This window comes from Bacterioplanes sp. CLAM21, assembly GCF_059641015.1.
Genome location: NZ_CM184929.1, coordinates 3953080 through 3966617 on the forward strand (window position 1 = coordinate 3953080; position 13538 = coordinate 3966617).

Below are 13538 nucleotides of genomic sequence, written 5' to 3' on the forward strand. Positions count from 1 at the left end.
CACATGACCTTACCAGCCGAATACAGACCCACACCCAAGAAAATCCATACATCGAACAATAAAGTCCAAACCAAAACAACTACTTCCTTACAGAAATGAAGCAATAAATAACTCACCCAGCACATTCCTAAAGACCAAACTTCGAACTACTATCGAACAGAGAAATCAGGATCTGAATAATCCAATGTTTTCAAGTTTAGTTTGACCCTAAGATCTTCCAAACCCGAGCAATGTACAACCAAAAAAACATAATCACCTGCCGACTTTTGGACCCAACTAATACGGCTAGTGTAGTTGCCATCATCAACCAAGATTTTAGGGTGCCGAAAAGGTGGAATATTGCCTACAAAAACACCATCACGAGTTGTAATTTCTCCAAGTGGCCGGCCTGATAAGCATCCAGTTGAGAAGCATCTCAAAACAAGATCACTATCTGAAACATGATAATAATAATCTTCTCCTACCGGTACAATCTCTATGTCCAATCTAGATCCAGAATGGTCTACCCAAACTTTATTCTTCTGATCAAATGCTATCCTAGTCATCAATACGCACCGCAGGGCCGATAGGTATTAGAACATCTATATTATCTTGTCCTATCTGTCGTAACAATTCGGTTTGTTTTCCTCCCCCAGGTAGCTCAGTTCCATCGATGTTCGTTTGTGGGCCTACTGTACTTTTTTGTACTTGTGTTCCGGGTACAATCTCAAACTCTTGGACGTGTGTAGGGTTCTCTTTCCAATCCTTTCTTACCGCAAGATCATTTCTAACCTGCTCCACAGAAGTAATAGGTTCATCGGATAAAAATGAACCTGGGCGATCGACTTGACCTGTTATTGGATTTACCTGCCCCTCGTCAACAGCCATCCACCCTCGACTACCCTCTGGAGCAGGGCCGGAACTTATAGGGCGGTCAGGATGCTCTGGGGGGTTACTCGTTTTGTATCCATTTTCTAGCAGTAAAATCTCACCAGAACCCGCACCAGTGTCCCTGTTTACCGTTGGCTCTGAACTGGAGTTCGTTCCACTAGTTGTGCGCTGTTCACTTGAGGCCGGTACGCTTGCGCTTCCTGAGTTCTTGTCGCGAATAGGAATGAAAGTTTTGTAGTGATCAGGGGTATAGTACGCTTCACCATCAGCACCGACTACAATCCGTTGCGGACCTACACCCTGTATACCTTCACTAGGAACAACATACTCTTTGTAGTATCCTTCTGGTTTTTCTGGAAGACCTCTCTCTCCAGTAACCCTATCAGGCCGGTTTTGAAAAGTAGTCCCATCATTTCTGTGGGGATACGATCCACCGTTGTTAATGCGCTCTAATGTCGTTTTAACATCTACAGTTCCAGTTTCGCTTATTTTGGTTCGATGGTCTGTTACTGTAACGTTTGTTACGAAGTCAGTGGTATCTGGAGTTTCACCAAACTCTTCCGTCGTACGATTTATCTCTTCCTGGCGATCACTAGCAGAGGTGGTGTTAGAACCATTCCCTTGGCTTCCACCGTTAACGTTAGTACCAACACCGTCACCTTTTTTGCCGGAGACTGCACCAAGAACGACTTGCCCAATCTCATCGATGCTTTTGACAGCGCCTTTGACACTGGTCGCCGTATCAACGATCGTTAACACGTTTGTGAGTGTTTCTGCAGTTTCAGGTGAGAAATTTTCTGCGATTTTAGTTGTTGCCACACGGGTGCTAATACCCGTGAGCGTCAGGTCGATGGATTGTTCAACTTGATTCGGTGTTTCAAGGGTTTCAGGTGCATTGGCTGAACGAACATCCGTCAGATAAAGGCCCAAGCCAACACTAATAGGAACCAGTGGAAAAAGGAAATCATCCCCCTGCTCCTTATCCAACCCGGCAAACTCAGCATTATTAGCCTGGACAGTTGGGCCATCATTGCCGACGTGGTTATTCGACGTCGCCATACCTGAGTCGTAGCCATTGATATCCAACCCCATGTCGGTGTAACTGGCCAACGAGTCACCAAACGCATGGGCGTACGCCTCTTGATCTTGCTCGCTGTATTGCTCTGAGGACAGGCTATCCATCTTGTGCGACGATTCATGGCCAGCCGTAGTGATTAATCCCTCTGTGTCATCGATTGCCGCATCATTAATGTAGCCTTGCCCTGTTTCCTCAGAAAAGAAGCCAACACGCTCAAAAACGCCATCTTCGGTGACAACCAGATTATCCCCTTGGTCAATCACACGGTTCTCATAGCCTTCTGTGTCAAAACCTAGGGTTTGCATGGCTACATGCGTCACCCGGTTCATCATCTGTTGCTTTTCTTCTGCACTGAGGTCTGGGTCTTGTAGCTGCCTCGCCAGTTCTGGGTTATTGGCTAATTCGGTTTTAACAGCTTGGTAAACATCGTGCTGTTTACCGATTTCACTATTTAGATCGGTAAACCCAACACGATCGGTAGTGAAAGCTCGCTCGACCGCCTCGACCATCATGTCGCTCTTGAGGAAGTCTTCCTGAATTTTGTCCAGCCCCTGCTCCGACAGCACTCGATGATCCAGCTCAAATGTGGCATCTAAGCCGCCGGTTTGCTGATCCAGCGTCACCACTTGGCGCTGATCCAGGTCGCGGTTGGTATCGCCTAACTCGTGCTCACTGCCGTCACGGCGAGTGATGCTACCGCCGCCTAGGGTGCCTGCGGTGGTTTGCTCTTTGCGGTGGCCTTGGTTGGTAAGGCCTAACGAGCTGCTGTTGCTGCGGAACTCTTTGTCACCGGCGGCATCTTTTCCTTTTGATACCGACAAAGACATATTGATGCCGCTGCTCTCGCTAACGTCGGTATCCTTAAGATCAGTGACGATTAGCTCATCGGTAATTAAATTTAGGTTGCCCAGGTCGGTGAGGGTATCCCCATCTCTGACAGCATTAGCCACCACAGCGCCATGTACTTCGGTGCGCTTGGCATCGATATTGACGTTACCGCCGCCGATCAAGGTGGTTTGCTCTTCGGTCCAGTTGCTCTCGCTGCTGCCCTCTGAGTTGTTGTAACCCACATTGAAACTGCCGCTGTTCGACCCACTGGCGTTGCCGCCTTCACTGCTGTGGCTACTGCGGGATTCGTTTTGCAAGCTCTCAACGATGAGGTTGTCGGTGGTGATATCGATATCACCAGTGATTTCGACGTTGGCGCCGGCCAGGTGCAGGTTTTTGCTGGTGCTGCTAAAGCTGCCGGCGTTGATGCGACTGTTGTTGTAGGTTTTGCTGGAGCTGTCGCTATCGCTGTTTTGTGCACTGGCGTTAACACCCACACTGCCGTTGCCAGCAGTGCTCATGGTCATTCCTGCACTGCGAGTCTGCTCAGAAGAGGAGCTGCTGCTCTCGTCGGCCGAGGCGAGGATATTGACGTCGTCGGCATCCAACGACAGCTGCCCACCAACGTCTAGGCCTGAGCCAATAATGTCGATGGCACCGCCATCACGGGCGCTAACCGAGGCATTGCCAGTGATAGTAAACTCACTGCCATGCTGTTTAGTACTCGATTCGCTGCTGTGCTTGCTGGTTTTACTGACGTTGGCACTGGCGCTGGCATAAAAACCGCCGGTAGTAGAAGAGGCAACAGCGGTAGCACCGGCACTAGCCATCGCCAGGGTGGCATTGGCCAGCTGGGTTTGTGCAGCGACCAGGTTGGCGCGGTAATCGTCCAACGCGCTTTTCGCCAGGGTACCGTTATCAACACGACGCTTAGCATCGGCCAAGGCATCTTTGGCATCGCCGACAGCGCTGGTGGCATCGGCCACCGCTTTGGCGGCATAACCGGCATCAACATAAGCGTTGCGCACGCCAGCTGAGTAGCTGGTTTCAACGGTTTCTTCTTCACGTTCGGTGCTGTCGGTGGTGCTGGCGGTGCCAAAGGTAACCTTGCCGCCAGTAATGCTGGCGTCGCCCAAAATAGTGGCATCCACTGCGTTAAAGGCAGTATCTCCCACGGAATTGGAAACTAGGCCGACACCAAAATTCAGCTGGGTACGGTTGAGCGTTTGCTCAACTTTGGTCTCGGTTTCGGTGTGATCGGTGTTGGTCACCGATGCTACTGTGACTTCGTCTTTATTGAGCTTAGGTGCATCTGAGCTGACGGTTTCTTCGCTGTGCTCAGTCACCGTGGTGGTGGTGTTAACAGTAGCATCGTAGCTGGCGCTGTCGCTTTGCAACAAGCCGCCGGCATCACCGCCTAGTTCACTACCATCTACCTGCAAATGCCCGTCGATCATAGCCACCAGTTTGCCACCGGCGGTCGTGCTGGAGCTGGCGTGATGGGTTTTCTCGATGCGTTCAGATTCGCTGCGCGATACCGTCACTTCGGTATCTATGCCCATGGCTTGCAGCTGCTGCGTTACCCCCATAGAACTGAGGGTAAAGGCCGCGACCTGAGCCAGTTTTTTCAGCGGGCCTTTGAGGCCAGATTGTTTTTCATTCCACTCTTCATCTGTCAGCTCAACGCTGCCAATGGTGAGGTTGGCGATACTTTCACCGTCTTCGGTGATGTACTGGCCATTTTCATCGACAATGGGCACCCCGTTTTCGTCTAGCTGGATTTTCATGTCGCCCAACCGCAGGTCTTTTTCGGCGCGTAAGGTTGAGCCTAAAATGCTGACGTCACCACCGTCACTGTCGATGGTTAAGTAGCCACCGGCAGTCAGATTACTGCCCACTGCCGTTTGCTTAATATGGCCTTTTTGTTGGCTATTGGTGGTGGCAATGCCTTCGCCAGATTTTTCTTTGCTGTAGCTGTCTTGGTTAATACCGGCAGTAATATTGACATCATTGCCTGCTTTTAGGCGAATATCGCCATCACCTTCAATTGTGGTTCCCACCATATTAATGTCGCTGCGGGCAATCATGGTGCTATTGCCGCCTATGTCAAAGCCGGTGCCTTTAAAGGTTTGCGTTTCCCACTGCTCGGTGGTTTCAGACGAGCTAAAGGTGCCATTTTTCTTTTTGTAGCGCTGCTGGTATTCGCGCTCGGTCACGCCCAGCAAATTGATGTTTTCGGCTTCTAGCCCCAGGTCACCCTCGACGGTTACCTGAGCGGCCTGGCTATTAATATCACCATCAGCAATAAAGTTGGCGTTGCCACCGGCTTCAATGGCGCTGGTAACATAGCCATTTTTCTCGTCAATATTTTTGCCAAACTGTTGGTAGTCGCGCGTTTCAATCGCCGTCAGGTTAACATCACCACCGGCGTTTAACTCCAGATAACCTTCGGTTTTGATGCTGCCACCGATGTTATTGATGTCTTCGGTGGTTTCAACGATCAGGCTACCGGCATTGATGGCACCCGCATCACTGACACTGGTATGGGCGTAACGATCGGTTTCTACGCTGTCGGTAACACGCTGATTGGTAAAGGTATTAGCCTTAATGCTAGCGTGCTCTTTTACATTAATGACACCGCTGTTGGTGAAGTCATCAACATCAGCAATCAAAGTCGTTGCATTGACGGTTCCCGCTTCAGGTGTGGTCATTTGTGCCATCGTTGCTTCAGGCAAATACACAGCTGGCACCAGCTTTTCTTCACCACCGATATTTTTGCTGACATACCAAAGTAGCGGTGACTCCAGGCTAGCGATTTGCTCCTGAGTTAATGCTTCTCCCAGCTTTACGTTGTCATGGTTTTCAAGATACGCCAATGAATTGCTAAACATGACGTCGCGTTGCTGTTGTGCTGAACGCCAATCGTCAGAAAAGTAGGTTTTCCCAGACTCGCGCATCGCTACGTCACGCAGTAGCTGAGCTTCCTCAATTGGATTATAAAAGTACTGAGCACTCACATCAGGGCGTTTTGCCTGATCGATTTGCTCTAAGGCCGAGCGTGGATTTGGAGAAATCCCGTAAGATGCAAAAACAATGTCACGAATATCTTCTGGCAGATCGTACAAAGTAGCCGTGGTATTGCCAAAGGCGCTGCCCTGACCAATCGCCATGCTTGACGTGTTATCATCCGTACGGTTTCCTAGCTGTGCCAGTGCATCGTTTAAGGCCTCTTCACCAGCTAACTCTAGCGGTGATTTATCTCCACCCACCGCTAACGCATTTAAGTCTTGGTAATCAAAATCAATACCGGAGGCTTGCAATAGCAACAAAGCAGCCGACGGCTTTTTCTCTAACCCCAACAGATTCGGACCCGACACCTGGTTACTAAAACTGCCTTTCGATACACCATCAGGAACCTGTGTTTGATCTACATCCTGAACAGCAACGTCTTGCCCACCGGTGGAAGCATCAGAGCCTCGGTAACCACTACCATTGGTTGCCAAATCCCCTGCGTCCTGATTGTCTTGGTCTTGCTGCTGAGCCAATTGTGTCACATCGGTATCACTGGCGGCATCGGCATCACTGCCATCGACAATGCCATTGATATTGAACTCTTTGGTATTGGCAAAGCCGTAATTCTCAAAACCTGAGCCCGTGATATTGGTTCCATTAGCGCCATAAATAATCCCAACCACATGGGGATTATTCATCTTGGCTGTGCTTGAATTCAGGACTTTGTCGTGAACAATTGGCGCTGTAGGTGCTGGATACTTATAGTTTTGAAATAAGATGGTGCCGTTGCCGCCAACCATTACATGTCTGTTATCCAGGGTTCTATACGCTCCATCCCTGACGCCTTGGTCAGACGACACAAAGTCAGCTTGCAACTTATAGAAATAATCGCGTGCTTCTTCCTTGGGCTTTTCCTGCTTATCGCTAATAAACTCCAAGGTAGTTCTATTAACATCAATAGTGTCTGATGAGTTGTAGCCACTGCCATTAATGGTAACCACATCACCAGAAGCCACATAGCTTAAATTATTTTCTAGACGGCCATTGATGGTTAGGTTGCCACCACTGTAGATACCGCTGCGAACTGCTTTCGTTTCGGAGTAACCATAGTCTACGCCAACAGTATGATGCAGATAATAATCGTCGTCTTTTCGCCCCAACTTATCCTTAGTTGTCTTAGTACGATAGTAAAAGCTGTAGGTATTTATCTTATAAGCCAGTTTCTTACTTCCACTAGAGGTCGTCCAACCATCATTTCGAACCAATCCAGCGTTAATATCCAGCACACCGGCGACATCTATCAAACCATTTACGCGCTCATCCAAACTACCATTCATCAAGGTCGATGCGTTTAATGTTGCTGAACCATTGGATTTAATACCGCCGAAGTTCCATAGCTGGCCCGCCGAAGTAGCAACTAAGTCCTGATTTGCAGCAATAATTGAACCTTCTTCATTACGAATAGATGCAGCAGAGTCTAAGGTTAGCAAGCCATCAATACTCACTAACTGTGAACCTTCGTGATTGGTAAAGTCGGACACATAGATGTCGGCAGCACCTAGTACTACAGCACCCTTATTATCAAACGAACCCAAGCGTTCGGCTGCACTACCCCAACGGGTATCACCTAGGCTATATATCTTTCCGCCTTGAGCATTATCGAGGTTAGCAAAATTCCATACACCACCTCTTGAAGAAATCTTCCCTTCATTTTCAATATCAGTGGCAGATATATCCAGATGGTCTCCCGATACCAAAGACCCGCTATTGCTTAGTGCCTGCAGCTGGCCACCACTACCTTTAATGCTCAAACCACCGCCGCCCGATAGTACTCCGGCTTCCATGTTGGTTAAACCATCCACGGTAATATCAAGCAGCCCATTGGTGGCAAAGTTGGCTTCATTGTTTAACTGTTTGGCGGTAATGCTTAAACCCGCCATCGACGTGATACTGCCTTGGTTGACCAAGTCACCATCAAGCTTCCAAATACTTTCTGGCTGACCGCCATTAATGCTAATAAGACCCGTGTCTTGTACGGTAAGGCCTTTGGCGTCAATATTAAGTGCATCGTCGGCCAAGATGGAGCCAGCGATTTGCAGATCTTGATCACTGTTGAGGTTAATCAGCTTTGATTGATACGAGGCTTGTAGCAAGCCACGCACAAACATAGTAAGACTGTTTTCCGCCACCAGTCCGGTCACGCTGCCACTGCCAGAAGCCCCCTGACTGCCGGCCAACCCTTCTTCAGAAATATACTGATTATGGCTACCAACGATCAGGTCCTTACCAAATATATAGCCGCCATTATTCAGGCTATCGAGCTTTAAGGTACCGGTTTGGGTGGCCGTCATATTGCCACGGTTTTCAAAGTGGGCAACGTCCATATCGATATCGCCTTTGGCGATAATATTGCCAGCATTCACTGTCGCCTGACGGCTGCTCAGTTGCATGCGCGCTTGATCATTGCTGGTAGACATTTCCGCATCTTGGCCATTGTCGATGCTCTGGGCATCGATCAGCAATTCTTTATCGGCGCGCAGCAATCCGGCGTTGATGATCTGTCTAGCACTGGTGAGCTGCAGCTCAGACGCCAGCATTTTGCCGTCGTTGTTAAGTGCTTGCTGACTCGCCAATTCGATACGCTCGCTGGCGCGCATATCACCGCTATTGGCAAAATCGCTCAGGGTATTTGCAGTTAGATTTTTAACCTGCATCTGACCACTATTGTCCAGCTGCTGTGCCACGGTTATATCGCTATGGGCAAACAGCTGGCCGCTATTATTCAGACTTTGCAGTGGGCTAATCAGCAACTGGCCGCTATCACTGCCAGATTCACTGACAATGGTGCCTTCATTCACTAAGTCACTGGCATTCAGACGGCCACGGCTAATATCCATCACCGCATTAGCACCCAAGTTATTAATGCTAGGGGCAGTTAAAACAAACTCACCGCTGCCACTGGCCTGATTCAGAGTGCCTTGGTTATCAATTTTTTGTGCCTGCAGCTGAGCCCTTTGGGCGTTAATTAAACTGCCGGCAGAGGTTTGAATGCGATCGGTGCTGGCCGTGAGTTCAACCGCATTGATGCGGCCACTGTTACTGACGCTACCACCTTGTGCAAACAACGACATTGCATGGGCACTGGTCAGCTGGCCACTGTTACTTATATGACGAGCCTGTGCTGATAGCTGCTGATTCGCATGCAGCTGACCACTGTTATTGATCTGTGCTGCCGACACGGATGCACTGTCAGTTATCAGCTTGCCACTATTAGTCAGTTGACCGCTGCTCACAACGGCCAACTGCTCACCTTGAATATGGCCCTGGTTCGATAGTGAGCCTAGTGTCAGGCGACTGCTATCAGACAGCAACAGTTGGCCATCAATATTGGCATGGCCTGCCACCGTCACAGTACTATTGCCTGCTGCCGAGCGCACACTGGCAGCGCTGTCGACATCCAGCCCAGCCATCGTCAATGCCATGGCATTGGCGGCCTCGAGTTTGCCACGCAGTTCAACCGCCTGGCTGGCATCAATCGACATTTGCCCAGCACTGGTCACCTGGCCAGCCTGAGTTTGTTGATGGTTGGCAAACGATTGCGTCACAATCGATACATCACCTTGGCCACTTTGAATACCGGCCGCCACCAGATCGCCATTACCATCAACGCTATTTACGCCGCTGTTCACGACAGCCTGCTGACGCTGATGAGCATTACCCAGGCTGACTTCGCCACCGTACAACAAGCCGCTGTTGTTAATGCGGCCACTTACTGCCTGGTTTACCGCAAGCTCAGCCGATGTTGAAATTCGCCCGGCGTTTTGCAGTTGCTCTGCATCCAACGCCAATGCAGTTTGTGGGTTTTGATCAGTACTGGCAATGGTGCCCTGGTTTATAAACTGACGGGCAGCCATCACGCTATCACCATCAAACACCATAGAACCGTCGTTTTGTAACGACTGCAGCGCCTCCAAGCGCAGCACGCCAACGCCAATATAGGCATCAACGCCCTGATTATGAAAATCACCGCCAGACATGGCCAGCTCAGACGACAAACTGATTTGTCCGGAGTTTTGCAACGAGCTAATACCACGCATCGCCAAGCCACTATTGGCTGCATCTTTGCGCTCTGCCAATAGGCCTTTATTGATTAGGGTACCAGGGGTGCCCGACGACAAATCGATAACCCCACGAATCACGTCGGTCGCGGCGTTTTCACCATTAATAAAGGTAGCGGCGCTAAGATTAACCTGAGCGTTATCTGCTGCTTCATCACGCTGGTACAGGATACCGTCGTTTTCCAACGTGTCGGTAATCGCTATATCGGCACTGGTAAGGGATATTTTTCCGGTATTACTGAGCTGACCGGCATTAATATCAAAATGTTCACCAACCAATAAGCCTGCATTGTTAATGCTAGCGACCGCATCAGCAGAAATATTATCGGCGGAGATCATTACCGCATCGGCGTTGTTTAGGGCATTATTTAATCTGGCCACTTCGGCGATACGAATCTTGTCATCCGCCTCAATGCTGCCGTCGTTGTCCACTTGAGCAAAGTGCGAGATGGATAACTGGCCATCTGCCTGCTGCTGGCCGGCATACTCGTTGCGCTGCACTATGCTGCCGCTATTTACCAGCGTACCGTTGGCCGCTTCCGTTAATAATTCAAGATTAAATGCACCAATGCTGCCATGGTTGCTCAGTTCGTTTGCTCGCAGCACTAAGTTTTGGCCACTAAGCTGTCCATCTTTCTGGTTTTCCAAGCCAGCCGAGCGCAGTACCAAAACCCCGGAGTTAATACGACCACCGTTTTTAGTATGGCCACTAACATCCAGGTTGGCGATGCTCGCTTGAATCGTTCCCAGGTTATCAAGGGTGTTGGCTTGCAGCTGCAGCTTTTCAGCATTGAGCTGACCTGCTTGATAGAAGTATCCCACCCTGCCACTTAATTCATTGGCAATAGAAATACGGCCTGCATGACTGGTATTGTTGGGGTCGCTGTTAAAAAACTGGTTTAGCCCTGTCACATCCAGATTGCGCGCATCCAGTGTGCCGCCGTTAATAAAGGTACCGGCGGTCAATTCTGCATTGTCCCAGCCCATACGCTGGCCTACCGATACAGTGCCAGCGTTATTGAAGCTGCTTTGCTCACTGGCGGCGGTCAAACTCACATCGGCGGCCGATAACGTAGCACCCGCAGCGTTATAAATTTTGTCGTAGTCGAGCACCAGATAATCAGCACCCACCTGACCTTGGTTATTGAACTGACCGGCACTCATTGAGGCCTGAGTTGCCGACAAGGTTGCACCCTGTTGGTTATTAATACTGTCTGCATTAATGGTCAGATTTTGATAACTGATCAGCTTACCAGTATTATTAAAGGCCTGATCTATGTTGAGTTCAGCTGTATCAGAAGTACGTACATCGCCCAGGTTATTTAACGTTTGCGCTTGTACAGACAATCGTTTCGACGATAATTCTGTCTTCTCACCAAACAATACCTGACGGGCGTTGAGCGCAATGTAGTCACTTTGTAGGTTTAAGGTATCGGTGCTGATAACATCCGTCACCGAGGCATTGAATACCCGGCTGATAATACTGGCAAACTCCGCTGACAACTGATCGGTACGAATCGCCAGTTTATCAGCATTGATATTCCCATGGGTCAGGTCCAGCGTTTGGCTATCAATGTTAAAGTCTTCAGCCACGGCTATTTTGCCGCCCACTGTTACCGCTTTGCCGTCAATATCAATCTGACGGGCGTCGGTGTCGGCAGCAAAAATCACTTCGCTACCATCAATATTAATCGTATCGCTGATTCGCGCGTTGGAGTTTCCATCCAGCAAGGTTTTCGGCGCCTTTATTTGCAAGCGTTCTGCTTGCAAATCACTGTCTCGCAGTGCAACTTCTTTCCCTGTAAGCTCGATATCTCTGGCCACCAGCACCGAGTGAATCAACTCTAAATCGTCGACCTTAGCGCTGAAAGTTTCCGTCGCCGCGCGGTCCTGGCTGTTGCTCGTGGCGTCAGCTTCGGCGTCCGTTGTAAATGACAATATTTGCCACTGATCGCCAATCAAGTGTGCCGAGCGAGCATCCAGTTGTGCGCTTTCCGCCTGATACTGGCTATCTTTCGACAGCATAGAGTTGCTATCGATGGCGAGATCTTTCACCACCCACTGCGACGACAAGACAGATAAGTCATCACTATTAACCTGCAACTTATCACTGTGAGTGAACACATCGGACAATAAGATAGAACCGGCATCAACGCGAATATCCGCCGCGCTTAACTCAACACCCGTGGCATTGACTTGCTGCGAATCTATGGTGATCTGGTTGCTTTGTAACTGGCTGTTGGTCAGGTCCAGCTCAGCACTGTCAATGGCCAACTGCTCGGCAGCAAAGGTAGAGTTATTAATATCTAATGAGCGCTGGCTATCCAGTTCAATATCTCGGGCAGATAGCAGAGCATCGCTAATGTTGCTTTGCTTAGCGTTCAGCGCAATGTTATCGGCCACCACCTCATTATCATTCAGGCTTAATGCGCTCGTATCTATGCTAATGTCTTCCATACTGATCAAATCAGCATGGATATTGGCTGATCCACTATCAATATGAGTATTACGTGAATTCACTTCACCATAAAGAGTGATTGAATCCGTGGCTGATAAATCAACCAGATCAGCAGTGATTTCCGAGTTGGATACGTTGGCAAAGCTACCTGACTGAGTGCGAATTTGGGTGTTTGCAATCAGATCATCCGAAATATGAACATCGCTGGATGAGCGAATATCCATACCGGTAAAGGAGTCGGCATCGCGTAAGGCAATGTCGCCAGCAGATTCAATAAACAAACTATCGGATTGCGAAAATAGGTAGCTGTCACTGCGTACACCCAGACCTTCTTCGGTTGCCATAACGCTGATTTTGCCCGACTGCATGGCACCAAAAATCGATGCATCAATAGCATATGCGCGCTGCTCGGCGGTGTCGGTAGCCAGCGGGGTTATATCCAACTGACCCGACAGCAACTCGGTGTAATTGAGGCTTAATGCACCTGAGATCAAATTTAGTTGCTGGCTGCTCTGCACTTCACCATTGACATCGATGTAACGGGCAAAGATGTCCAACACTGCAGGAGACAGCTTGTGATCTACCCCTTCACCCGCAAAAGTTACGGCTCCATCGGTAATATCAAAAAACAACGAGTTGCCAATATAGTGAGGCGAGCCGGTGGTTAATGTCACTCTATCTGTGTTGATAAAACCACAGTCGTTACAGGTAATACCATTGCGATTGGCAATAATGACGTTGGCAGACTGGCCAAACACTTCCAGTGCACCCAACATATTGGTGTTAGACGATGACGTGACTTCGTTCAAAATGGTGCTAGCAGCCACACCATTCAAGTTGGGGTTGGCAATAATTTCAGCGGCTAACCGACTGGAACCAGACACCAGCGAGTTGTTTAATACTGCGCCGTTTTTACCAATGTTAAATTGCTCGTACTGGTTATGCGACAGACCTGTGTTATCCGGCGTGACGATATTCACCACAGGCACAGAGTTTTGAACATTCACCTGAGGCTGAAAACGCACCTCAGCATTTGGGTCTGTGACTATGCCTGCGGCATAGCTAGCCGGTACAACAGGCACCACCAGAGTCGCGGTAATACAGTAGGCCAATGCCTTGGCTAACCAGCCGTAGCGTCGACCACGAATTGAATCCAACACTGCTATCTCAGTCC

The 13538-nt window shown here is 49.3% G+C and carries 1 protein-coding gene; it reads right to left on the reverse strand.

Translation table 11 applies throughout. From position 1 onward, the window contains the following. Positions 1-537 precede the first annotated feature (537 nt). Positions 538-13524, reverse strand: coding sequence for a two-partner secretion domain-containing protein (locus AC55FS_RS18110; protein WP_496933697.1), 12987 nt, complete (start codon positions 13522-13524; stop codon positions 538-540). Positions 13525-13538: the final 14 nt, after the last annotated feature.